At 67.8% G+C, this 23,272-nt stretch carries 18 protein-coding genes; 9 read left to right on the plus strand and 9 right to left on the minus strand.

The annotated features are described in order from the left end of the window. Positions 1-43: 43 nt before the first annotated feature. Positions 44-1,267 (minus strand): MFS transporter, encoded by a 1,224-nt coding sequence (locus NGM06_RS21455; protein ID WP_254270721.1) that lies wholly within the window; start codon positions 1,265-1,267, stop codon positions 44-46. 159 nt (positions 1,268-1,426) lie between these two features. Between NGM06_RS21455 and NGM06_RS21460 the strand changes: the two genes are divergently transcribed. Both NGM06_RS21460 and NGM06_RS21465 read left to right on the plus strand, forming a co-directional pair. Further along, positions 1,427-1,618: a hypothetical protein gene (locus tag NGM06_RS21460; RefSeq protein WP_254270722.1), complete on the plus strand. Its 192-nt coding sequence runs from the start codon at positions 1,427-1,429 to the stop codon at positions 1,616-1,618. 72 nt (positions 1,619-1,690) lie between these two features. Further along, positions 1,691-3,037, plus strand: coding sequence for a glycerate kinase type-2 family protein (locus NGM06_RS21465; RefSeq protein ID WP_254270723.1), 1,347 nt, complete (start codon positions 1,691-1,693; stop codon positions 3,035-3,037). Positions 3,038-3,076: 39 nt separating this feature from the next. Here NGM06_RS21465 and aceB read toward each other — a convergent pair whose 3' ends face one another. From aceB to ddh, 3 genes are all read right to left on the minus strand, one after another. Beyond that, on the minus strand, positions 3,077-4,378 hold the full coding sequence (aceB, locus tag NGM06_RS21470; RefSeq protein WP_254270724.1) for a malate synthase AceB: 1,302 nt from the start codon (positions 4,376-4,378) through the stop codon (positions 3,077-3,079). A gap of 68 nt (positions 4,379-4,446) precedes the next feature. Then, positions 4,447-7,563 (minus strand): FAD-binding and (Fe-S)-binding domain-containing protein, encoded by a 3,117-nt coding sequence (locus tag NGM06_RS21475; protein ID WP_254270725.1) that lies wholly within the window; start codon positions 7,561-7,563, stop codon positions 4,447-4,449. Between the two features lie 135 nt (positions 7,564-7,698). Further along, positions 7,699-8,637 (minus strand): D-2-hydroxyacid dehydrogenase, encoded by a 939-nt coding sequence (gene ddh, locus NGM06_RS21480; RefSeq protein ID WP_254270726.1) that lies wholly within the window; start codon positions 8,635-8,637, stop codon positions 7,699-7,701. 85 nt (positions 8,638-8,722) lie between these two features. Here ddh and NGM06_RS21485 point away from each other — a divergent pair, with 85 nt between their 5' ends. Then, complete coding sequence (locus NGM06_RS21485) at positions 8,723-10,366, plus strand: thiamine pyrophosphate-requiring protein (protein WP_256568018.1); 1,644 nt, start codon at positions 8,723-8,725, stop codon at positions 10,364-10,366. 91 nt (positions 10,367-10,457) lie between these two features. Next, the gene (locus tag NGM06_RS21490) at positions 10,458-10,865 is read left to right on the plus strand and encodes a PPC domain-containing DNA-binding protein (RefSeq protein ID WP_254270728.1); all 408 of its coding nucleotides are present in this window, start codon (positions 10,458-10,460) and stop codon (positions 10,863-10,865) included. A 67-nt stretch (positions 10,866-10,932) separates the two neighbouring features. Here the strand turns inward: NGM06_RS21490 and NGM06_RS21495 are convergent, their stop codons facing one another. Genes NGM06_RS21495 through NGM06_RS21505 form a run of 3 tightly spaced genes read right to left on the minus strand, consistent with a single transcriptional unit; the run spans position 10,933 to position 14,548 of the window. Further along, positions 10,933-12,201 carry an MFS transporter gene (locus NGM06_RS21495; RefSeq protein WP_254270729.1) on the minus strand — a complete coding sequence of 423 codons (1,269 nt, stop codon included), beginning with the start codon at positions 12,199-12,201 and terminating at the stop codon, positions 10,933-10,935. Positions 12,202-12,218: 17 nt separating this feature from the next. Beyond that, positions 12,219-13,280: an alkaline phosphatase family protein gene (locus tag NGM06_RS21500; protein WP_254270730.1), complete on the minus strand. Its 1,062-nt coding sequence runs from the start codon at positions 13,278-13,280 to the stop codon at positions 12,219-12,221. 50 nt (positions 13,281-13,330) lie between these two features. Next, on the minus strand, positions 13,331-14,548 hold the full coding sequence (locus NGM06_RS21505) for an MFS transporter (RefSeq protein WP_254270731.1): 1,218 nt from the start codon (positions 14,546-14,548) through the stop codon (positions 13,331-13,333). Between the two features lie 99 nt (positions 14,549-14,647). Here NGM06_RS21505 and NGM06_RS21510 point away from each other — a divergent pair, with 99 nt between their 5' ends. Both NGM06_RS21510 and NGM06_RS21515 read left to right on the plus strand, forming a co-directional pair. Continuing rightward, positions 14,648-15,526: an isocitrate lyase/PEP mutase family protein gene (locus NGM06_RS21510; RefSeq protein WP_254270732.1), complete on the plus strand. Its 879-nt coding sequence runs from the start codon at positions 14,648-14,650 to the stop codon at positions 15,524-15,526. Between the two features lie 90 nt (positions 15,527-15,616). Next, positions 15,617-16,801 carry an iron-containing alcohol dehydrogenase family protein gene (locus NGM06_RS21515; protein ID WP_254270450.1) on the plus strand — a complete coding sequence of 395 codons (1,185 nt, stop codon included), beginning with the start codon at positions 15,617-15,619 and terminating at the stop codon, positions 16,799-16,801. 7 nt (positions 16,802-16,808) lie between these two features. On the opposite strand, the gene NGM06_RS21520 is transcribed toward NGM06_RS21515, so the two are convergent. Then, entirely contained in the window at positions 16,809-18,059 is a 1,251-nt protein-coding gene (locus NGM06_RS21520) for an MFS transporter (protein ID WP_254270451.1), read from the minus strand. Positions 18,060-18,194: 135 nt separating this feature from the next. Between NGM06_RS21520 and NGM06_RS21525 the strand changes: the two genes are divergently transcribed. The 3 genes from NGM06_RS21525 to tcuA all read left to right on the plus strand — a co-directional run bounded on the left by NGM06_RS21525 (position 18,195) and on the right by tcuA (position 21,584). Next, positions 18,195-19,562: an MmgE/PrpD family protein gene (locus tag NGM06_RS21525; RefSeq protein ID WP_254270452.1), complete on the plus strand. Its 1,368-nt coding sequence runs from the start codon at positions 18,195-18,197 to the stop codon at positions 19,560-19,562. Next, entirely contained in the window at positions 19,559-20,077 is a 519-nt protein-coding gene (locus tag NGM06_RS21530; RefSeq protein ID WP_368410513.1) for a cupin domain-containing protein, read from the plus strand. The genes NGM06_RS21525 and NGM06_RS21530 overlap by 4 nt, the downstream gene beginning before the upstream one ends. Positions 20,078-20,147: 70 nt before the next feature. After that, the gene (gene tcuA, locus NGM06_RS21535; RefSeq protein ID WP_254270453.1) at positions 20,148-21,584 is read left to right on the plus strand and encodes an FAD-dependent tricarballylate dehydrogenase TcuA; all 1,437 of its coding nucleotides are present in this window, start codon (positions 20,148-20,150) and stop codon (positions 21,582-21,584) included. A gap of 42 nt (positions 21,585-21,626) precedes the next feature. Here the strand turns inward: tcuA and NGM06_RS21540 are convergent, their stop codons facing one another. Further along, the gene (locus NGM06_RS21540) at positions 21,627-23,123 is read right to left on the minus strand and encodes an ABC transporter substrate-binding protein (protein ID WP_254270454.1); all 1,497 of its coding nucleotides are present in this window, start codon (positions 23,121-23,123) and stop codon (positions 21,627-21,629) included. Positions 23,124-23,272 lie beyond the last annotated feature (149 nt).

Below are 23,272 nucleotides of genomic sequence, written 5' to 3' on the forward strand. Positions count from 1 at the left end.
ACTGCTCCGTCACCGATACTATCCTCGACTGGGGACGCTGACGCTACTCCTCGCTGGAGAGTCCGGGGAGGAAGGCGAAGATTATCGCGACGACGGCGAGCAGGCCGCCGAGTATCAGGACCGCGCCGTCGAAGTACCCCTCGTCGGCGAGGACGCCGACGAAGACCGACCCCGTCGATGCGATCAGGAAGTACCCGGTCCGTAACAGTCCCCACGCGCCGTTCCGCTCCGCTGGCGGGAGCGCGTTGATGATGTAGGTGTTCGTGACCGGCGCGATGCCGAGTTGGACGCCCGCGAGGACGATGACGACGGTGATGGGTACGAGACCGGAGACGAACGGGAGCGCGAGCAGCGGGAGCACGCTGACGGCGGCCAGCGCCACCAGCACCAGTCGGTTCCCGAAGCGAGTGACCGCGCGTCCGCCGCCGACCTGTGCGGCCGCACCGCTCACGAAGAGCGTGGCGAAGAGGACGCTGGCGGTCACTTCGTCGATACCCTTGACGGTGATGAGATACGTCGGTAGGAACGCGGTGAGACCCTGAAAGACGAACACTCGTATCGTCTTGCCTCCGACCCCGAGGACGACGCGCCGACGATTGATCGCAGACAAGAGGCCGCGAAGGCGACGACGAGTGGACGCCTCGGTGGCATCGGGAATGGCGGTCGTCGGAACGACGCGCCACGCCAGCACCGTCGTGGCGAACAGAAGCGGGACGGCACCGGCAATCGTCGCGCGCCATCCGAGGCGACTCACGGCCGCTCCGGCGAGGATGGGGAGCGCCGCGGCACCGAGACTCCCGACCGCGAGCGTGAACCCGATGGCCGCGCTGTCGTTGTCGGGGTAGATGGACGAGAGCAGCGTCCCCCGCGTGGGTCCGTAGAGACCGTTTCCGACGCCGACGAGCGCCGCCGTGACGAGGAAGACGCCGAAGAGGGGTGCCGCCGCGAGCGCCGCGATGCTCAGCGTCATGACCGCGAGACTGGCGAGGAGCACCTTCCGGTCGCCGATGCGGTTGCTCAGGAGTCCGGCCGGGAACTGCGATAGGCCGTACACCGCCCAGATGACGGTGATAGTGAACCCGGCGGTCGCGTTGTCGATGTCGAACGTCGCCTTGATTCCGGGCAGTAACACGGGAATCGTGATGCGCGTCCCGAGAATCAGCAACCACCCGACCGCGATGGCGACCAGCGCCCAACCGCGGCCGTCGCCGCGGAGCGGTGCGATAGCGTGTTCGATTCGTTCCTTCAACCGGACGGCGATGGTCACCAGCATTCGACTGTCGAGTAGCGTACTATAGTCCCGACGGTTCTGTTATAGCTTCCGGCCTCGGCAACCGCGACTCGCTCGACCGCACCGGACCACCCACCGAGAAGAACTAACCGTCTCAAACACGTAGTCAGCCAGCACGTGGGAGCGTCGGAATAGATGTCGTACGACCTCGGGACGATATACCTGACTATCATGTTCCTCAACTTCCTCTACATGGTCGTCCTGCTGTACGGCGGAATCTGGTACACGAACCAGCAGACCGTCCAGTGTCCCCGATGCGGGGTCAAGTATCCGAAGTACCACGTGGGGAACCACGAGTGCCATCCCTCTCTCGTCGACGACGATTGACTCCGTTCGGCGGACGCGGTCGCGGGTACCGACCACCGTTAGTGTTTTGTCACCGTCCCACACCTTCGAAGTATGAGCGTGTATCGGGACTCGCTGGCCGAGACGGCCGCGCACGAAGTCGCGCTGAACTGCCTCGACGCGGGAATCGAGGGCGCGCACCCGGCCCGCGTCGTCGGCGAGAACGTCACCCTCCACGGGAACCAGTTGACGGTCGGCGACGCCACGTACGACCTCTCGGAGTACGAGGAGGTTATCGTCGTCGGGGGCGGGAACGCGGCGGGCGCTGTCGCCGCAGGTCTCGAAGACGAATTGGGCGACCGAATCGACCGGGGAGTCGTCGTCACCGACGTACTCCCGGAGACGACCGACGTCGAACTCGTCGAGGGCGACCACCCTGTCCCGAGCGAGCGCGGCGCGGCGGGTGCCGCGCGCGTCCGCGAACTCGCCGAGTCGGCGACCGACGAGACGCTCGTTCTCGGCGTCGTCACCGGCGGCGGGAGCGCGCTGTTGCCCGCCCCGGCGGGCGACCTCTCGCTCGCGGACCTCCGGCGAGTCACCGACGAACTGCTCGCCTCCGGGGCCGCGATAGACGAGATAAACGCCGTTCGGAAGCACCTCTCGGCGATAAAGGGCGGCCGCCTCGCCGAGGCCACGGCACCCGCGACGGTCGTTGGACTCGTCTTCAGCGACGTCGTGGGCAACGACCTCGACGTCGTGGCCAGCGGACCGCTCACGCCCGACCGCTCGACGTACGCGGAGGCGCTGGACGTGGTCGAACGGTACGACCTCGACGTCCCGGAGTCGGTGCGCGAGCGACTCTGGCGCGGCGTCTCGGGCGACCTCCCGGAGACGCCCGGTCCCGACGACCCGGCGTTCGAGGGCGTCGAGACGCACGTCCTCGCGGACGGGTTCACGGCGCTCGCCGCCGCCCGCGACGAGGCGGTCGAGCAGGGGTACGACGCGCATGTCCTCAGTTCTCGAATCCGGGGCGAAGCGCGCGAGGCCGCCAAGAGCCACGTCGGAATCGCGGAGGAGATGCGAGCGACCGGCAACCCGTTCGACACGCCCGCGGTCGTCCTCTCCGGGGGCGAGACGACGGTGACGCTGCGCGGTGACGGCGACGGCGGGCCGAATCAGGAGTTCGCGCTGAGCGCCGCGCTCGAACTGGACGACGGCGGCGTCGTGATTGCGAGCGTGGACACCGACGGCATCGACGGCGCGTCGGAGGCGGCCGGTGCCATCGTGGACACCGAGACGGTCGCCGACGACCGGGGCGAGGCCCGCACTGCGCTCGAAGAGAACGACGCGTTTCCGTTTCTGGACGCGAGAGACGCGCTCGTCGTGACCGGCCCGACCGGGACGAACGTCAACGACCTCCGGGTGATGGTCGTGGACTCGGACGCGACGTCGGCGCAGTAGAACCGCTTCGACCCCGGGAGCAATTCGGCGTGAGCGACGTTATCCGACCTCCATGGCGCGGTCCACGACGTCCTCGCCGTACGTCTCCCTGAGTTCGTCCCGCTGGTCCGGACGGGCCTCGTACACCTCCTGAAACAGCGTGATCGGCGTTTGTGCCGCCTGATACGTGGCCTCGTCCCACATTCGGTCTCTCGTGACTTCGACCTCGACGCCGTCGAGGACGAGCGTCGCCGTTCGCTCCATCGAGATGGCACCTCTCCCGGCCGCCTTGGCCTCCTCGAACTCCGCCATCGAATCGACGTAGTCGTCCATCGCAACGACGTACTGGGTCCGGTCGCGCAACGCCTCGGCGAGTCCGTCCTCGTCGAGTTCGCGCTGGTCGCGCGCGACTCGAAGTCGATACCGGCCGTCGTCCAGTTCGTCGAGTTCGACGTCGTCGCCCTCGTAGGCGTGCGCACCGCCGCCGGTCCGGTCGAGTTCGACGGTCTCCCCGCCGACTTCGAGCAGGTACGTTCCCTCCTTCGGCGGGAGGGGTCCGGTGTTGGCCTCCACCACTTGGCCGGGCGTCAGCGACCAGATGCCGAGCATCCCCTTCGCCCGGTTGTCGGTCATCCGCTCGTGGTACCCTTCCACGTCCCTGATGTCGTCGTACGGCCCGTCGACCGCGATTAGCCCGTTCGCGCTCGCCGCGCGCGAGGTGTTGTGTCGGAGTTCCGGCCACGGGGGGAGTTCCCCCGTCGGGGTCGTGGCGCGCATGTCCTTGGTGTAGTCCACTTCACCGTCGACGAGGAGGAACAGTCGCTCCAAGTTGTTCGAGCGCTTCCCGATTTCCCGGTCGATTCGAGCGAGCGCGAGTTCGGCTTCCCCGCTCTCGACGATGGGCGACATCGACAGCGACCCCTCCTCGAGACCGTTTTCGGCCTCGACGACGGTGATGAACTCGTCGGCCTTCTTCCAGTCGTCGATGGAACCGACCTCCGGGACGGCGAACCCGTCGATGTGTTCGACAGCGCCAGCGTCGGGGTCGGCGATGCGCATCATGTGTTCGAACCCCCGCCGCCTCGTCTCGGGGTCGTCTCTGTGCCAGACGATTCGGGGGTGAATCTCGCCCGGGAACTCCTCGCCGTGCTCCGAGACCACGTCGACGATGTTCTCGACTCCCTCGTCGCGCATGGTGGGTGCCGTCGCGTCCTCGTTGTCCGGCACCCAGACGTCGGGGGCTTGCATCCCCCGCAGTTGCGAGGCCTTCCGGAGCATCTCGGCGGTGTCGTCTCCCTCGACGGCGGTCGGTGACGTGAAGAAAGAGCGGACGAACGCTCGTTCGTTTCCGTGTGTCGCCATGTGCGGCCGTACCGTCGGTGGCTTGACTGTTAAAGACTAGCACGGGACGGGAGCCGGTCGGACCCCCGTCATCCGAGCGCGCTCGCCAACTTCTCGACGGGATGGGGCACGTCCTCGTCGTACTCGTCGCCGAGTTGCGTGCGGCAGGACGCGCCCGGCGCGGTCACGGCGTCGCCGTCGCTCTCCTCGATTTGGTCGAAGAGGATGCGACCGATGGCCTGCGACATCGAGTAGTGCTCGGCCTCGTAGCCGAACGTCCCGGCCATCCCGCAACAGCCAGAATCGAGCGGTTCGACGTCGTAACCCGCCCGGCGCAGGACGCCCACGGCGTGGTGGTCCTTCTTGACCGACTTCTGGTGGCAGTGGCCGTGGTAGGTGAGCGACTCCGCGGGCGCGGTCCACGTCACGCTCTCGCCGAGGCGGAACGTGTCGAGGTACTCGCAGACGCCGTAGGTGTTGCGTGCGAGGGCCTCCACGTCGTCATTCGTCACTCCCGAGGCCTGCCCGCCCGCCGATTCCGGAGCGCGCTCCGCCCCGCCCAGCAGGTCGAGGTAGTCCGACTGGAACATCACCGCGTCCGAGGGTTCGACCACGACGACGTCCCTGCCGTCGGCGACGTACTCCGAAAGCGCATCGACGTTCCGACTGGCGATGTCTCGGGCCTTCTCGACGAACCCCTTCGAGTGGGGCGGCCGCCCGCTCCCCGTCACGTCCGGCACCGTGACGTGGACCCCGGCGGCTTCGAGGACTCTCACGGCGGCCTTCCCCGTCTCGGGCTTGTTGTAGTTGGTGTAGGTGTCGGGGAAGAGGACGGCCCGTCGCTCGGCCTCGGCTTCGGACACCCGCGCGCCGCCGCGCTCCTCGAACCAGTCGCGGAACGTCTCGCTCTCGAACGCCGGGAGCGAGCGCTCGCGAGCGATTCCCACCGTCTTTTCGAGCAGCGTCCGGGCACCGGGGAGGTTCTGGCCCCAGTTGGCGACGGGCGCGAGCGCGCTGCCCACCTTCGAGAGCGCGTCGATGTTGGCGAACGCGCGGTCCCGGAGGGTCGCGCCGTGGCGCTCCTTGTACTCGCGTTCGACCTCGACCTTGAGTTTCGCCATGTCAACCTCGCTCGGGCAGTCCACGGAACAGCCCTTGCACCCGATGCACAGGTCCATCACCTCGTGCATGAACTCCACGTCGAACTGCTCGTCGCCTCCCGCTCCGGAAGCGGTCGGGGCCGAGTCGGTCTCCGCCGGGGTCGCGCCGTCGAGGTCGCCCGACATGGCCGACCGGAGGAGGTTCGCCCGGCCGCGCGTGGACTGAATCTCCTCTTCGGAGGCGCGGTAGGTCGGACACATCACGCCGCCGGTGGTGTTCTGCCCGCCGCGACAGCCGCCGCAACCGTGACAGAGTTCGGCCATCCCCTGAAAGCCGTTGTCGTTCTCCCAGTTCAGTTCCGGTTCGAACCCGGCGTCGAACTCGTACTCGGTGTCGAACCGGAGGTTCTCGGTCATGTCGTGGTCGCCGCAGACGTTCCCCGGATTCAGGAGCCAGTCGGGGTCCACCGCCGTCTTGAGGTCCCGGAACAGGTTCCAGACGTCCTCTCCGTAGAGTTTCTTGTTCCACTGGGTCCGGGCGCGGCCGTCGCCGTGTTCGCCCGAGACGCTTCCGCCGTACTTCACCGCGAGGTCGGTGGCGGCGTCGGCGATGGACTCCATCCGCTCGATTCCCTCGGCGTTCTTGGTGTTTATCAGCGGTCGGACGTGGATGCACCCGGGTCCGGCGTGGGCGTAGAAGCTACCGAACGTGTCGTGGTCGTCGAAGACGTCCTGAAAGTCCGCGATGTACTCGGGGAGGTGTTCGGGCGGGACCGCGATGTCCTCGATGAAGGCGATGTGCTTCTCGTCGGTGGTGCGCGAGAGCAGAATCGGCGTCGAGGCCTTCCGCATCTTCCAGAACTTCTCCTGTTCCTCGTCGGAGAACGCGGTCAGGCCGTCGAACGCGATATCGTCCACCCGGTCGTCGAGCAGGTCCCGGACCTTCCGCTCGGCCGCCTCGTCGGTGTCGGCGTAGAACTCCACGAGCAGGAAGGAGTCGGTCCGCTCGGGGAGGATGCTCACCACGTCCTTGAACTCCTCCAAGTCGCGGGCGAGGTCAACGAGCACGCCGTCCAACACCTCGACGGCGGCGGGGTCGTGTTCGAGAATCGGCCCGACGTCCTCCATCGCCTCGACGAGGCTGTCGTAGGTGAGCAGGCCGATAGCGGTCGTGTTCGGCACCGGTTCCAGCGAGAGCGTCGCTTCGGTCACGATGCAGAGGGTCCCCTCGCTGCCGACCATCAGGCGGGCGAGATTGACGGACCCCGTCTCGCTCACGGCTTCGCCGTTCGCGTCTTCCGAGGCGCGATGCGCCTCGCCCGCCTCCTCCACCAGCGCGTCCAGACTGTACCCCGAGACGTTGCGCTTGAGACTGGGATACGCCCCCTCGACGGTGTCGGACTCCTCGTCGATTATCCGGAGCGCCTCGGCGTAGAGGCGCTCTTCGAGCGTCCCGTCCGGGTCGGCACCCGCCCGTAGTTCGTCGAGCGACACCTCTCCGAGCGTCGTCACGGTGCCGTCGGCCAGCACGACCTCCAACTCCTCGACGTAGGCGTCGGTCTTGCCGTACTTCAGCGAGTGCGCGCCCGTGGTGTTGTTGCCGATAGCGCCGCCGATGGCGCTCCGGTTCGCCGTCGAGGGGTCCGGCGCGAACTTCAGGTCGTGGGGCGCGAGTCGCTCGTTCACCTCCGCGAGGACGGCCCCGGGTTCGACGCGCACCTCGCGGTCCTCGGGGCGGACGTCTAGCACGTCGCCCATCCCCCGAGTGAAGTCGAGGACGACGGCCTCGTTGACGGTCTGTCCGGCGAGACTGGTGCCGCCGCCGCGGGGAAGCACCGGAACCTCTCGGTCGGCGCAGTATTCGACCACAGCACTCACGTCTGCGGTCGAAGTGGGGAACACGACGCCGATTGGCGTCACCTCGTAGGCGCTGGCGTCGGTCGCGTACAACTGGCGCGTGTAGGTGTCGAATCTGACCTCGCCGTCCACGAGCGATTCGAGGTCGTCCACGAGACCGGGTCGTTCGACCGTGCCGTCGCGGTAGTCGTAGTTCGCTCGCTCGTCGCTAGCGGGGCCGGACTCCCCGGACAGGTCGCGCTTGGCCATAGGTTTACGTTATCACCTACCATTGGCCGGTGGCGTGTAAACCCTTCGCCGTAACAGGGTCGAATCCTGCGGAGTCGAGACTGTGACACGTCGAACCAGTAGGGACGCGCGGATTCACGCCTCGTCGCCGGACGACTACGCGACGCGGTTGCGGAGGTCCTCGCCCGCGAGGTACCGACCGACGTTCTCCGACACGAGGTCGGCGATGTCGAGGTGATACCGGTTGGTCGCCGACCCCTTGTGGGGGGAGATGATGACTTCCTCGAAGTCCCACAGCGGAGAGTCCTCCGGCAGGGGTTCGGTCTCGAAGACGTCCAACCCCGCGCCCGCGATGTCACCGGCGTCGAGCGCATCGACGAGGGCGTCCTCGTTCACGATGGGGCCGCGGGCGACGTTGAGGAGGTACGCGTCGTCGCGCATGCGCCGGAACTCCGGCGCGCCGAACATGCCTTCCGTCGCCGGGGTGTGGGGCACCGCGATGGCGACGAACCGAGCGTCCGCGATGGCCTCGTGGAGGTCCTCCGGGTCGTAGATTCGAGAGACGCCGGGGACCGACTCGTCGGACCGCCGGACGCCCACGACCTCCATTCCGAGGGCGTCGGCGCGTTCGGCGATGCCGCGCCCGAGCGTCCCGAGACCGACCACGCAGAGTCGCTCGCCGCCGACGGTGAACGGGCGCTCGTAGTCGGGGTCGTACCAGTCGGCGTCGTGCTGGTGGTCGCGGTAGACGTGGAGCAGGCGGGCGAACGAGAGCATGTAGTTGACCGCGAGTTCGCCGACGGTCTCGCCGTGGATGCCCGAGGAGTTCGTCAGCGGAACGCCCGCGGCCTCGTAGGCGTCGGTGTCGAACTCGTCGTATCCGGCGCGGGCGCAGTGGACCCACCCCGCGTCGAGGAACTCCGGTCGGGGTCTGAACGAGACGACGGCGTCGGACTCGGCGTAGCCCTCGCCGTCGCCGACGAGTTCGGCGGGCACGTCGAGGTCGTCGAACGCTTCGACGAACGCCTCCGTCGGGACGACGTTCTCGACCGATTCGTGGACGCAGAGCCGTTCGATGTCGGCGCGCTCTGACATACCTATCACTCACGCGGAACTGGTTTGAGGTTTTCGCCGCCCGCGGCCGCGTCGGCGAGATTTCCATAACTATAGAATGTTATAAATACATTTACAACACTGCACCGCGCCACACTCTGACATGGACGTGACAGAGGCGATTGCAGACGTGCTCGTCGCGGAAGGCGTCGATTACCTCTTCGGGTTCCCGTCGAATCCACTGTTCGACACGGGGGCCGTCGAGGAGGCGGGCATCGAGACGATAATCGTCCGACAGGAGCGGACGGGCGTACACATGGCCGACGCCGTGAGCCGAGTGACTTCGGGCGACGACGTCGGCGTGTTCGCCTGCCAGCACGGTCCCGGCACGGAGAACTCCTTCGGCGGCGTCGCGCAGGCGTACGCGGAGTCGGTCCCGCTGGTCGCGTTTCCGCGGGGCTACGACAGGTCGAAAACCGACGTGGACCCGAAGTTCAACTCCTTCCTCAACTACCAGCACGTCACCAAGTCCTGCGAGCAACTGACCGACCCGGAGGCGGTCGCCGACACCGTCCGCCGGGCGTTCAGCGCCGCGCGCAACGGTCGGCCGCGCCCGGCGCTCGTCGAGATTCCCATGGACGTCTGGGACGAGGAGGTCGGCGACATCGAGTACGAACCGACCGAGTCCCGGAAGACTGGTCCCGACCCGAGCGACGTCCCGCCGGCGGTGGACATGCTGCTCGACGCCGAGCGGCCCGTCATCTACGCCGGGCAAGGCGTCCACTACGCGGAGGGGTGGGAGCCGCTCCGCGAACTCGCCGAACTCGTGGAGGCCCCGGTCGCTACCAGCCTCAACGGGAAGAGCGCCTTCCCCGAGGACCACCCGCTGTCGCTCGGCGCGGGGTCCAAGAGCGAACCCGGACAGCTCGCGCACTTCCTCGACGAGTGCGACCTGCTGTTCGGCGTCGGCACCAGTTTCTCCACGTCGTCCTACGGCATCACCGTGCCCGAGGACAACGCCATCGTCCACGCCACGCTCGACCCCGCGGACATCGACAAGGAGGTCGACAGCGACCACGCCGTCGTCGGCGACGCGAAGCTGACGCTCGAAGCGATGGTAGCGGAGACCGAGGACCGCCTCGACGGGCCGCGCGGCCGCCGCGAGGACGTGGTCGAGGAGATTCGGGAGGTCGAAGAGGAGTGGCTGGCCGACTGGCGGCCCAAACTGGAGTCCGACGAGACGCCCATCAACCCGTATCGGGTCATCAACGAACTCACCGAGGTCGTGGACGCCGAGGACGCCATCGTCACCCACGACGCCGGGAACGCCCGCGACTTCCTCGCGCCGTTCTGGGAGTCCACGGAGCCGCTGGGCTACATCGGCTGGGGGAAGACGACCCAACTCGGCTACGGTCTCGGACTGGCGATGGGGGCCAAACTGGCCCACCCCGACAAGCTCTGCATCAACGTCTGGGGCGACGGGGCCATCGGCATGACGGGTCTCGACATCGAGACGGCGGCCCGCTACGACATCCCGATTCTCTCCATCCTCCTGAACAACGAGGAGATGGCGAGCTACGACACGCCGTTCGGCGGCGACTTCCGGACGGTGGCCGAGGGACTCGGCGCGTACGGCGAGCGCGTCGAGGACCCCGACGAAATCGCCGATGCCATCGAGCGCGGCATCGAGAAGACCGAGGAGGGGACGCCCGTCCTGCTGGAGTTCGTGACCGCGAGGGAGACCGAACTGTCGCGCCCCGACCTCGACTGAGGTCGAACCACCCCTTTTTCTCGCAGAACCGGCAGGGAGTCACGCGAGCGGTACTACGAAGTGGGCGGTCGCCGTCGTGGCGAACGCACACATGGACCACGTACGCGAAGGTGACCGAATCGTCGTCCGACTCGACCCCGGCGAGGAAGTCCTCGACTCGCTCGCCGAACTGCGCGACGAGTACGACATCGAGAACGGGTTCCTGACCGCCATCGGCGCGGTGGACCGGGTGACGCTCGGTCACTACGACACCGAGGCTCAGGAGTACAGCGAGGAGGAGTTCACCGGCCAGTTCGAGGTGACCAGTTTCCTCGGCAACATCGGGCCGGACAAGATACACACCCACATTCAGGTAGCGGACGACTCCTTCGAGTCGTTTGGCGGCCACTGCTCGGGCGCGCGGGTCTCGGGGACCTTCGAGGTCATCGTGAGCCTCGGCGAGACGCCGCTCACGCACCACCTCGACGAGCGGACCGGTCTCGACGTGTTCGACATCTAGTCGGCAGTCGAGAGTCCAGTATTCCAGCGATTCACCCTCCGAACGTGTCCGCGAGGGGCGGCGTTCCTCAGTTCTCCGACCGACCGCGCGACTCCGGGGCGAACCAAGAGACCAGCAGTCCGAGTCCCGTCAGTGCGGCCGCGTAGGCGAACGCCAACAGGTACGTCTCGGTGATTTCGATGAGCGCCCCCGCGACCAGCGGTGCCGTGAACGCGCCGGAGATTCCCGCTGTCGTCAGAAACGCCAGCGCGGTCCCCGTAATCTGCGGTTCGACGACCTCCTGAACGTAGCTGTACACGACGCCGAACGTGAGCTGGATGACGAACCCCGCGACGACCAGCGCCGCGACGATAACTGCGAGTTGCGTCGTCAGAGCGATGAGAACGACCAGCGGGAGCGAAACGAGGAACGCGACCCGGAGGACCGGCAGTCGCCGCCGGTTCAACAGTCGGTCCGAGATAGCGCCGCCGCCCGCCCGCGAGAGGACCCCCATCGCCGGGAACACCGCGGTCAGCAGACCGCTCAGCGCGGCCGAGAGGGCGAACTCCCGGGCGAGGTACGACGGTAGCCAGCTGTTCAGAAAGAGGTAACAGGAGTAGGCGGCGAACGCCATCGCGCAGCCGTACCACACCACCGGACGTCTCAGGATGGCGGCGAAGTTCGCCCGCATCGACGCGGTGTTGGTCGTCGGTTCGACCGTGAGACCGCGCATCCCCGCCGTGAGAAGCGCGAACGCGACGGCCGAGCCGAGAATCATCACGAGGAAGTTGGCGTGCCAGCCGAACCGCGCCGCGACGAGCGGTCCCGAGAGTTGCCCCATCGCGAACCCCGCGGGGGCGCTCGTGATGAACACGCCGATGGCCGTGCCGCGGTTCGCGGCCGAGACGGCTCCGCCGACCAGATTCGTGGACGCCGTCCAGATCACGCCCACGGCGACGCCCGCGACGAGACGCGCGGCCAGCAGCGACCCGAACGCGCCCTCGCGACCCGCCCACCAGCTCCAGCCGCCCGCGAGGACGACGACGGCGGTCCCGATGGCTATCATCCGGTAGTCGCCGAGCCTGTCTATCCAGACGCCGAGCGCGAAGTTCGTGACCGCCCACGAGGCCGGAACCGCACTCACCAGCCAGACCGCCCTCGCCGGAGCGACCCCGAGGTCGGCGGCGACGGTCGAGAGGACGCTCGCCGGAGCGATGATGTAGTGGTGGGTCGCCGCGGTCAACAGCCACGTGCCGACCAGACACGCGACGAATGTGCGTTCGTCGCGGAAGCCCCGACGGACTGCCCGGAGGCGATTCGTCATTCCGTCGAGAACGGACCGCGTTCGCTCGCTCATCGTACGGGTCTCACGGATTATTCGAGCCCGCGGAACGCCTCGACGTTGTAGTCGAGGGTCGCGCCGCTGGTGGCGACGTACGGGACGCGGCGCTCGTGGTGAGAACCGTGCGAGCGCAACTCGACCGACCCCCGGACGCCCTCCTCGACCGGGCCGAACACCGACGACTCGGTGCCGAGTACGAGCGTGTCGCCGATGGCGTCGGTCGGCAGTCGGAACCGCTCGGCCGCCTCCGCGGCCGGGAGGACCGCCTCCACGCCGTCGATGTCCGCCAACGGTTCGAGGGCGTCGGCCGACCCGTCTTCGAGGTAGACGTACGCGGCCCCGCCGAGGTTCTGGTGATGGTAGGTGTGTTCGTCGGTGATGAGTCGGACCACCTCGGCGGCCAACCCTTCGCGGGCGACTGCGGCTTCGAGGTCCACGCAGACCGACTTGCGGTTCATCCCGTGGTCGGCGGTGGCCACGAGCGCGTCGCTCCGCTCGGCGAGCGCGGCCACTCCGGCGTCGAGTTCGCGGACCCACTCCTCGGCCGGGGTTTCCTCGGGACCGTGCTTGTGGGGAATCACGTCCGTCGTGGAGACGTACAGCACGTCGGGGTCGCGCTCGTCGAGGACGTGGACCGCGGCGTCCAGCAGCCACGCGCTCGCCCCGCCTGAGTAGATGCCCGGGGGTTCGCCCACGGCGTCCGCCAGCCAGTCGGGCGGGTCCTCCGCGCTCGCCGCGAGGTCGCAGTCCTGCCCGACCATCCCGACGAGTTTGTCCTTGGCCACGAGGGCGGCGACACTTTCGCCGCGGTCGGCCCGGCGCTGGAGTTCGGTCCGACGCCGCAGGAGCGACGCGTCGTTCATGTAGGCCTGTTCGTCGCGTTCCGGGTCGTAGTAGGTGTTGCCAGTCACCCCGTTCTCCGCGGGGAAACTGGCGGTGACGATGCCGACGTTGTTGACGTTGGTGAGGCTCGGAACGAGTCCATCGCAGGTGCCCGCGTTCCCGCGGTCGGCGATGCGGTCCCATCCCGGCGTCTCGACGGCGTCGAGGTACTCGGGGTCGAGACCGTCGAGACAGGCGACGACGTGAGTCATGTGGTACCGCGTGTACCTGCCGCATCCAGACACATATACGTTCGCCACCGTCACTCCCCGGCCACCGCGGGTTCCTCCGGCCCGGGCGCGGACCGCCGGAGTCGCCGCGACAGCAACTGCAACGAGACGAGACCGAAGACCGCACCGAGCGCGAGCGTCGGGAAGGCCCACGCGTACCCGGCGGTGTCCACGACCGCGCCGAAGACGACCGGCGAGACCACCGTGGCGCTGAACCCGGTGAGCGTCTGGACCGAGAGCGCGGCACCCACGTGTTCGTCGTCCACAACCTCGGTGACGGTGGTCGAGGTCGGCGAACTGTCGGCGGTCAGGAGCGTGCCGTAGACGAGCAGGAGCGCGGTCAGCGCGGGGAGCGACAGCAGGTCGCCCACGCTGCCGAGGACCGCGCTGATGCACGCGCTCCCGCCCAGCACGACGAAGACGGTCGGAATCCGACCGACGGAGTCGCTCGCCCACCCGCCCAGCAGGTTGCCGACGCCGCCGAGCGACATCATCGCGCCGGTCAGCAGACCGGCCAGCACTGCTGGATTCGACGCCCCCGAGAGCGCCGGAGTGAGGACCAGAAACGCGGGGAGCCAGTTCCGCACGCCGAACAGTTCCCACGTGTGCCCGGCGTAGACGCCGACAGCGTAGAGGTACGCCCGATTGGAGAGGAAGCTCCGGTCGAACTGCAGGTCGCTCGTGGCCGCGTCCGGGTGGTCGCGGGCGAACGCCAGCATCACCGGTCCGGCGACCACCGCGCCCACGCTGGTCGCGCCGATGCCGACCCGCCAGTTGACCGCCGCGGCGACCGACGACGAGAGCAGGAACGAGAGGCCGGTACTCAGCGAGAACGCGCCGGTGTAGACGCCGAGCGCCCGTCCGCGGACCGACTCGGGGTACCACTCGCTGAGGAACCGCATGCCGGGCACGTACACCGCGGCCATGAACGCCCCGGCCACCAGTCGGAGCGCCGCGCCGACGAGGAACCCGTCGGCGAACGCCGCGAACCCGAGACTCGCCAGTCCCGTGCCCGTCGCGCCGACGGCGACCACGCGCCGGGTCGAGTACGTGTCGGCGACCATCCCGGCGGGGAGGATAGCGACGACGTATCCGGCTTGGAACGCCGCGAACAGCGCGCCCGCCTGAAGCCCCGACAGCGACCACGCCTCGACTATCCGGGGCAGCAGCGCGGAGTAGTTGAACCACACCAGCACCGACAGCAACAGGACGGTGCTGGCGACGGCGAGCGCCCGAGTTCGGTCTTGCATCGTCGGTGTGTCCTCCGGACCGTCGCCGCGCGACGAATTCGGACGGAAGGTCCGGGCGAGCGCACTTAACGTTATGGTACGTGATTACGAACCACGGACATGGCGAATTCGACAGCCGAGTTCCGGGAATCGGTCGAGAGCGACGGCATCGTCGTCGCGCCCGGCGCGTACGACGCCGCGAGCGCGAAACTCGTCGAACGGGCGGGCGCGGAGGTCGTCTACATGTCGGGGTCGAGCGTCTCGACGTCCGTCCACGGCTACCCGGACGTCGGCGTCACGACGCTCACGGAGATGACCGACCGCGCCCGACAGATGGCGAACGCGGTGGACGTGCCGGTGTTCGCCGACGCGGACACCGGGTACGGCAACCCCATCAACGCGCGCCGGACCGTCGAGGAGTTCGAGGCCGCGGACGTCGCGGGCGTCCACCTCGAAGACCAGACGTTCCCCAAGCAGTGCGGACACTTCGAGGGCAAGGACGTGGTGGCGACCGACGAGATGACGGCGAAGTTGCGCGCCGCGGCGGACGCCCGCGAGGACGAGGACTTCGTCCTCATCGCCCGGACCGACGCGCGGGCGGTCGAGGGGTTCGACGCCGCGGTCGAGCGCTCCCGGGCGTACTTGGAGGCGGGCGCGGACGTCATCTTCTTCGAGGCCCCCGAGTCGGTCGCCGAACTCGAAGAGGCGGCCGAGCGAATCGACGCACCGCTGCTGGCGAACATGACCGAGGGCGGAAAGACGCCGATGCTGTCGGCCGACGAACTCGACGACCTCGGGTACGACATCGCGCTGTTCCCCGCGACCGGGTTCAAGGCGGTCCTGAAGACGCTACAGGACGTGTACGCCGAAATCGTCGAGACGGGAAGCCAGCGGGAGGTCATGGACGAACTCGTCACGTGGGAGGGTCGCAACGAGATTACGGGACTCGACCGGATACGCGACCTCGAAGCGCGGTACGCCACCGACGGGGACTCGTAGTCGTCGCGGGAGTCGGTCGGCTTCGGGCCGACAGTCGGACAACGGTCGTCACCGCTCAGTTTTATGTGTCCGCCGGTCGCTCGAAGAGGCATGCACGACCGACCGCTCGTCGGAGAGGGCCGCATAGCGTTCGCGACGCCGGAGACCGAGTTCGGCGAGGGAGTGGCCGACCGCCTCCCGGAGACGCTCGACCGATTGGACGTGGACGCCCCGCTCGTGGTGACGGACCGCGGCGTCGAATCCGCGGGCGTCCTCGACGTCGCGCTCGACGGTCTCGACCTCGACCCGACCGTCCACTACGCGACGACCGAACCGAGCGTCGAGGACTTCACGGACCTGCCGGACGTCGAGGTGGACGGCGTCGTGGCCGTCGGCGGCGGGTCGTGTCTCGACACGGCGAAGGTGGTCGCCGCGCTGCTCGCTCACGGCGGGACCGCAAGCGACTACCTCGGCGTCGATAAGGTGCCCGGCCCAGTCGCGCCGACCGTCGCGATTCCGACCACGAGCGGAACCGGGTCGCAGGCGACCCAGACCGCGGTCGTCTCCTCCGACGGCGTGAAACGGGGGATGAGCGACGAACTGCTGCGCCCGGACGTCGCGCTCGTGGACCCGGCGCTGACCCACGACCTGCCGCGCGACGTGACCGCGCGGTCGGGGTTCGACGCGTTCGTCCACGCGCTGGAGTCGCTGACCGCCCGCGACCACACACGGGTCGAACCGCGACCCATCAACTATCAGGGTGCGAACCCGATAACCCGGCCGATATCGCGTCAGGCGCTCGAACTTGTCCACGGGTCGTACGAGCGCGTGGTCGCCGACGGCGACGACCGCGAGGCGAGGCGCGACCTGAGCCTCGGGTCCCACCTCGCGGGGACCGCGTTCTCGAACGCGGGACTCGGCGCGGTCCACGCGCTGGCGAGCAGCGTCGGCGGGATGACCGGCCGACCCCACGGGGAGTGTCTCGCCGCCTCGCTGACCGCCGGTCTACGCTACAACCTCCCGGTACGGCGCGAGCAGTACGCCGACGCCGCCCGGACCCTCGGCGTGGCGGCGACCGACGACGACACCGACGAAGCGGCCGAGGCGCTCCTCGCCGAATGCGAGCGACTTCGGGACAGCGTCGGTCTCCCGAGGTCGTTCGCCGACCTCGGACTGGGACCAGACGACGCCGACGAAATCGTCGAGAACACGCTGATTCAGGAGCGCCGAATCGTGACGAACCCGCGCGACGTGGGCGAGGACATCCGCGAGCCAGTGGTTCGGTCGCTGGAGTGAGTTCCAGTTACCGAACGAGCAGGTAGAGGCTGAGCAGACCGGCGAGCACCACGAGGGCCGCGAGCGCGACGAACAGCGCGCCGGATCCGGCGTAGGTGAGGACGGTCCCCGCCAGCGCGGCCCCGAGCGCGCCGACGCCGAACATCGCGAGGTAGGTGAACCCGTACGAGAGACCGTGGCTGTCGGCGGTGACGTAGTCGGCGATGGTGGCCTGATACACCGGCGCGGCCACGTAGACGAAGAAGCCCAGCAGCACGCAGACGCCGAGCAGCGGTACGACGCCCGCGTTCGACGCGGGGACGAACAGTAGCGCCGCGACGACCAGCGCCGCGAACGTCGCGACGAGCGCGTACTCGGTCTCTATCATGTCGGTCACCTTGCCGCCCGCGTACTGGCCCGCGACGCCGACCGACAGCAGGCCCGCGTACACGTATCTGCTGGGCGAGAACGTCCGCTCGAAGACGGTGACCGGTTCGAACATCGAGAGACCGCCGAGGATTTCGGGCAGGAACGTCAGCACGCCCCGGTAGTAGAGACCGTAGAGCATGATGATGGCGAACAGCACGACGAATCCTCTGGTGAACAGCAGTCGAGAGTCGCGGACCAACTCGCGGAGCGACCCGAGACCGCCGTCGGTCTCGGCGGTCCGCCCGGGGTCGCCGTCGGCCGCGACTTCGGTCTCCGCTTCCTCGACGGCCGCCCGCTCGTCGAACGAGAGTCGGAACGCGATAGCACCGGCGACGACGGCGGGAATCACGAACAGTCCGGCGACGAGTCGCCAGTCGAGGACCGCCAGCAGCACCGCCGCCGCCAGCGGGCCGACCACGGTTCCGACGTTCCCCGCCGCGCCGTGGTAGGCGAAGGCGGTGCCGCGGTTGTCGTCCTCGGTGCCCCGACTGAGAAGCGAGAGGCCCGCCGGATGGTAGAGGCTCGCGCCCGCGCCCCACAGCACCAGCGCAGCGCCCAGTACCCAGACGTTCGGGGCGACGCTGACGAGCAGGAACCCGCCGCCCATCCCGGCGGCGGAGCCGAGAACGAGTCGCTTGGACCCGTACGCGTCGGCGAGGATGCCGCTGGGGAGCGCGCCCAGACCGATGAGGGCGTAGCCCGCGCCGACGACGAGACCTAGCGTGGCCTCCGTCGCCGTGAAGGCGTCGAGCCACACCGTCACGAAGATGGGGATGGCGAGTTCGTAGGTGTGGAACATCGCGTGGGCGAGCATCGTGAACCCGACGATGGCCCGGTCGTTGGATTTCATCGTTCGAAGTCACCGCTGAATCGGGTGAATCGACTGGACCGATGGTTCGGAGTCGTATAAAATTTTGGTGAAGAACGGGCCGGGGGTCGGAATCGGGAGTACGATTATAATCACGGCGTCACGATAATTGCTCGCATGGGAGAGACGCACACGTTAGCGGAGTTCGCGGCGAACGCGACGTTCGAGGACGTTCCGGACGATATAGTGGCGGAGGCGAAACGGGCGATTAAGGACTACGTCGGGGTCGCGCTGTACGGGTCTCGGCACGGCGTCGGCGAGCGCATCTCGTCGTACGTAGACCGATGCATGGCGGGCGAGGAGGCGGCGATGCTCGGTCGCGGCGCGGCGAGTCCGCCCGGGGCGGCGCTGGCGAACGGCGCGTTCGGCCACGCCATCGACTACGACGACACCTTCGAGTCGATAGTCATCCACCCGACGTCGCCGGTGTTCCCCGCTGCCCTCGCCGGGGTACAGGTGGCGGAGGGCACCGGGCGCGACGCGTTGACGGCGTACGTCGTCGGCGTCGAGGCCGCCTTCCGGACCGGCCACGCCACCTACCCGAGTCACTACGACAACGGGTGGCACAGCACCGGCACGGTCGGGACGTTCGGCGCGACGGCGGCCGCGGCGTCGGCGCTCGGACTGAGTACCGAGGAGATAACCCACGCGTACGGCATCGCGGCGTCGTCCTCGTCGTCGCTGAAGAAGAACTTCGGGACCATGACGAAACCGCTCCACGCCGGGCACGCCGCCCAGATGGGCGTGCGCGCGGCGTTGCTCGCCGAATCGGGGTTCACCGCAGACGACGCGGTGTTCGAGGGCGACATCGGCTACGGCGAGGTGATGACTCCGGGCGGCGAGTACGACCCGACTCAGATTACCGAGGGGCTGGGCGAGGAGTGGGCCGTCGAAGACATCGGCTTCAAACCGTACCCCTCGGGCGTGATAACCCACGCGGCGATGGACGCCCTGCGCGCGGTGGTCGAGCGCGAGGACCTCGACCCGGCCGACGTCGAGACGGTCCGGGTCGCGCTCGACGAGGCCGCCTCCGAGATGCTCATCCACGCCGACCCCGACGACGCCCTGCAGGCGAAGTTCTCCATCGAGTTCTGCCTCGCCGCGATACTCCGCGAGGGGGACGCTGGCGTCCGAGAGTTCTCCGACGAGTACGTCGCCGACGCGCGCACGCGCGAGGTGATGGCGAAGGTCGAACGCGACTTCGAACCGAACCTCTTCGGCGGGAACTTCGCCGGGTACGGTGCCCGCGTGACGGTCACGACGAAGGACGGCGAAGAGTACGTCGAAGTCGAGAAGCACGCGCCGGGGAGTCCCAACAACCCCGTCTCCGACGAGCGCCTCGACGCGAAGTTCTTCGAGTGCGCCGAACCGACGGTGGGTCCCGAGCGCGCGGACGCCGTCGCGGCCGCCGTCGCCGACCTCGACTCCGAAGGCGCGCTCGACCGCCTGCTGGAGAACGCCACCGCCGCGGGCGAAGACGCATGACCGACGACTACGAACACCTGTCGCTCGACGACGTGGAGACGAATCCGGAGAAACCCGGCCGACGGTGGGAGCTATCGCCGCGACTCGGCATCGACGACTACAACGTCAACGTCGCGGTCCTCGAACCCGGCGAGCGACTGTCCCAGAACGCCTACCACTACCACCCGAATCAGGCCGAGTTCTACTACGTCGCCGACGGTCGGTGCCGCGTCGAAGTCGAGGACGGGTCGTTCGACGCCGAGACCGACGACGCCCTCCGGTTCGCGGCGGGCGTCCCCCACATGCTCCACAACCCGTACGACGACCGATGCAAAATCGTGGCCATCGGGAGTCCGCCCGAGGGGAGACGGCCGGTCCATCAGGTCCAGAGCTACGAGGAACTGCTGGCAGAGCGATACGGCGAAGACGAGACTGTGCGACACGACGGGGACGAGACCGAGCGACACGACGCCGAAGAGACAGCGGACGCCGAAGGCACGCGAGACGACGAAAACGCGGACGACGCTCCGCCGTAACCGTCGCCGTCCCTCCCCGTCAGCAGAACCGGCGGTAGTTTGATTGTGATCGTTCCGCATATTACTGGCGATGGGAATGAAAGATGGCAGCGAGCGGAACAGTCCGGAGCGACGTGAGTCCTACGACGTGGTCGTAATCGGCTGCGGGATGGCCGGGTTGGCCGCCGGGAACCGGGCGGCGCGACTCGGACTCGACGTGGCGATGCTGGAGAAGTCTCCCGAAGAGCGACGGGGCGGGCACACTCGGTTCACCGAGTCCTTCCGCGTTCCGTCGGCCGACACCGACCTCACCGAGTACGGCTACGAGTTCGACATCCCCGATTACACCGTCTCGGAGTTCTACGACGACATCATGGCCCAGACGAACGGCCGGGCCGACGAGGGCCTCGCGCGGACGCTGGTCGAGAACGCGGGCGAGACGATAGAGTGGTTGACCGAACTCGGCGTCGAGTGGGACATGACGCCGCTCAACTCCGGGTACACCGTCGGCCGGACGTGGTTCGACGGCGAGGAGTTGGTCGAGACGCTCGTCGAGGCGGCGACCGACGCGGGCGCGGACGTCTACTACGACGCCGAGGCCAGAGCGCTCCGACAGTCGGCAGACCGCCGGATGACGGCGCTCGATGCGGTCACCGACGAGGGGTTCGTCCGGTTCGACTGCGACGCCGCGATACTCGCCGCCGGGGGCTACGAGTCGAGTCCCGAGAAGCGCACGCGCTACTACGGCCCGGACTACGACGCGATGACCGTGCGCGGAAGCCGGTACAACACCGGGGAGGCGATAGACATGGTGCTGGACGCCGGAGCGAAGGCGGTGGGACAGTGGGGCGGGGCGCACATGGCGCTCATCGACGCCGCCGCGCCGGACGTGGAGGGCGGAACCAACCGCATCGACGGCTACCAGTACGGACTGCTGGTCAACCACGAGGGCGAACGCTTCGTGGACGAGGGCGAGGACGCCCGCGCCCACACCTACGCCAAGTTCGGGCAGAAGATATTCGAACAGCCGAACCGCGAGGCGTTCATCCTCGTGGACGACCAGACCATCGACGAGGTGGACGCGACCGGACCGTCCGACCCTGTCGTCGGCGACGACCTGCGCGACGTCCTCGAACGAGTGGGATGCGAGAACCCCGACGCCGCAGTCGCCACGGTCGAGGAGTACAACGCCGCCTGCGACCCGGACTCGTTCGACCCGCAGGTGCTCGACGGCAACGAGGCGACCGGCGTGACGCCCCGGAAGTCGAACTGGGCGCTGCCCCTCGACGACCCGCCGTTCTACGCCTACGCGGTGACGGGCGGCATCACGTTCGCCTTCGGCGGGGTTGCGACCACCGCCGACGCGGAGGTACTCGACACCCGCGACCGGGTGATACCGGGACTCTACGCCGCCGGAAACAGCGTCGGCGGCCTGTTCTACGACAACTACCCCGGCGGGACCGGACTGACGAACGCGGCGGTGTTCGGTCGAATCGCCGGCGAAAAAGCCGCAGAATACGTGGACTGACAGCCTGCTTCCGGTCGCGCAACCGAGTCGGTCGAACGCGGTTCAGGAGTTCTCTTGGAGGAGCTGATTGATCTCCTTTGCGGCCTGCGAGGTGGCCTGCTCGACGCTCATACCCTGCTGCATGATGCGCTGGTGCATCTTGCGCGGAACCTCGTAGGTGATGGCGTTCGCGCCGGGCACCGCCGGGATGACCGCCGGTTCGAAGTTCTGGAGCGTCTTCAGCGCCGCGCCGCGCCAGAACTCCTTGTGCAACTCCGTCTTGGCGAAGAAGTCCTCCTTCTGAATCTGGTCGGGAGACACCGGCACGAATCCGAGGTTCTTCGCGTTCTGGACCGCGCGGTCGCTGTCGCCGATCCACCACTCGAGGAACTTGACGGCGGCGTCCTTCTCCTGCTGGTTGCTGAACCCGTCGCCGATGAAGCCGAGCGACGGTAGCCACGCGAGCGCCGACTTGGTGCCCGCGTTCATCGGCAGCCCGAAGGTGTAGTCGCCGTTCTTCATGGCCTTGGGCTGTTCTTCGAGGTAGTCGCCCCAGAGGTCCGTCGAGTCCTGCAGGTGGTTGACCGCCTGCTTACCCGCCCAGTGACGGGTCGTGGACTCCTCGTCGCCGGTGTTGATGGAGTTCTGGTGGAAGTAGCCGTTATCCACGTAGTCCTTCTGCATCTTGATGGCCTTGCGGGCCTCTTTGGAGTCGATGGCGGCCTTGTCGCCGGTCAGGTTCACGACGCCGGACTTCGACCCGCCGTGCTGGGGGATGTACAGCGACATGTACTCCTCGTCGCTCTGCTTCATCCCGGTGGAGTCCGGGTAGAAGCCCTTCTTCTGGCCCATGTCGCTTTGCTTCAGTTTGTCGTAGATGCCCGGGACGTCGTCGTACCAGTGGAGGCTCCCGGCCTTGTGGTTGACTTCGCTCGGGTCGATGCCCGCCGAGTCGAGCCAGTCGGTCCGCCACGCCGTGAAGTACGGGCGGAACCCGAGCGGGAACGTCACGAGGTTCCCTTGCTTGCCGGTGGACTGGGACCCCCAGACCTTGTGACCGGCCATGACCTTGTCCGAGGTCTTGTCGGCGAGCGAGGAACTCTCCCAGAGGTCGTTGACGACCATGCCCGCGCCGCCCGCGAGGATGCCCGGCCGCGTCATCACTTCCACCATGTGCGGGACGTTGCCCGCCGCGCGCGCCGACCGGAACTTCGTCACCACGTCCGTGTACGGCACGCCCGTGATGTTGATCTGAATTCCGGTCTTGTTCTGGAACTGCTTGACGAGTTTATCGGTGTATTTCTTCTTGTTTTCGCCCTCGGTGTAGTACGAGAGCCAGATTTCGAGCGTCGGTTTGTCGGTGCTTCCGACGGTCGTCCCCTGGTCCTGTCCGCCGCTGGACTCGGTCGTCGTGGTAGCGTTACCTTCACCGCCGCCACCGCCACCACTACAACCGGCGAGACTGGTCGCCGCTGCGCCGGCACCCGCCGCCTTCAGGAACCGACGGCGATTGACGGAACTGTGCCCCGAGTTCGAGTCTGTCGACTGTTTCCTTGCCACGCTTTAACAACTCACTACCCTCTTTAATAGTGAAGGTCTTAAATCTTACCCAGATATACACTCCCTATACTGAAGTTTAATCGAGTATTGGTAAGTGGTAACGTCCCACATTGAAACGGACGCCACTCGGGAGCGTCCCGACGGACGGT

Source organism: Halorussus aquaticus, from assembly GCF_024218795.1.
GTDB lineage: Archaea > Halobacteriota > Halobacteria > Halobacteriales > Haladaptataceae > Halorussus > Halorussus aquaticus.

What these genes read in the sequence shown, in the direction of transcription:
- NGM06_RS21460 (WP_254270722.1), top strand. Translation starts at nt 1,427, where the DNA reads ATGTCGTACGACCTCGGGACGATATACCTGACTATCATGTTCCTCAAC.
- NGM06_RS21465 (WP_254270723.1), top strand. Translation starts at nt 1,691, where the DNA reads ATGAGCGTGTATCGGGACTCGCTGGCCGAGACGGCCGCGCACGAAGTC.
- aceB (WP_254270724.1), bottom strand. Translation starts at nt 4,378, where the DNA reads ATGGCGACACACGGAAACGAACGAGCGTTCGTCCGCTCTTTCTTCACG.
- NGM06_RS21475 (WP_254270725.1), bottom strand. Translation starts at nt 7,563, where the DNA reads ATGGCCAAGCGCGACCTGTCCGGGGAGTCCGGCCCCGCTAGCGACGAG.
- ddh (WP_254270726.1), bottom strand. Translation starts at nt 8,637, where the DNA reads ATGTCAGAGCGCGCCGACATCGAACGGCTCTGCGTCCACGAATCGGTC.
- NGM06_RS21490 (WP_254270728.1), top strand. Translation starts at nt 10,458, where the DNA reads ATGGACCACGTACGCGAAGGTGACCGAATCGTCGTCCGACTCGACCCC.
- NGM06_RS21495 (WP_254270729.1), bottom strand. Translation starts at nt 12,201, where the DNA reads ATGAGCGAGCGAACGCGGTCCGTTCTCGACGGAATGACGAATCGCCTC.
- NGM06_RS21500 (WP_254270730.1), bottom strand. Translation starts at nt 13,280, where the DNA reads ATGACTCACGTCGTCGCCTGTCTCGACGGTCTCGACCCCGAGTACCTC.
- NGM06_RS21505 (WP_254270731.1), bottom strand. Translation starts at nt 14,548, where the DNA reads ATGCAAGACCGAACTCGGGCGCTCGCCGTCGCCAGCACCGTCCTGTTG.
- NGM06_RS21510 (WP_254270732.1), top strand. Translation starts at nt 14,648, where the DNA reads ATGGCGAATTCGACAGCCGAGTTCCGGGAATCGGTCGAGAGCGACGGC.
- NGM06_RS21515 (WP_254270450.1), top strand. Translation starts at nt 15,617, where the DNA reads ATGCACGACCGACCGCTCGTCGGAGAGGGCCGCATAGCGTTCGCGACG.
- NGM06_RS21520 (WP_254270451.1), bottom strand. Translation starts at nt 18,059, where the DNA reads ATGAAATCCAACGACCGGGCCATCGTCGGGTTCACGATGCTCGCCCAC.
- NGM06_RS21525 (WP_254270452.1), top strand. Translation starts at nt 18,195, where the DNA reads ATGGGAGAGACGCACACGTTAGCGGAGTTCGCGGCGAACGCGACGTTC.
- NGM06_RS21530 (WP_368410513.1), top strand. Translation starts at nt 19,559, where the DNA reads ATGACCGACGACTACGAACACCTGTCGCTCGACGACGTGGAGACGAAT.
- tcuA (WP_254270453.1), top strand. Translation starts at nt 20,148, where the DNA reads ATGGGAATGAAAGATGGCAGCGAGCGGAACAGTCCGGAGCGACGTGAG.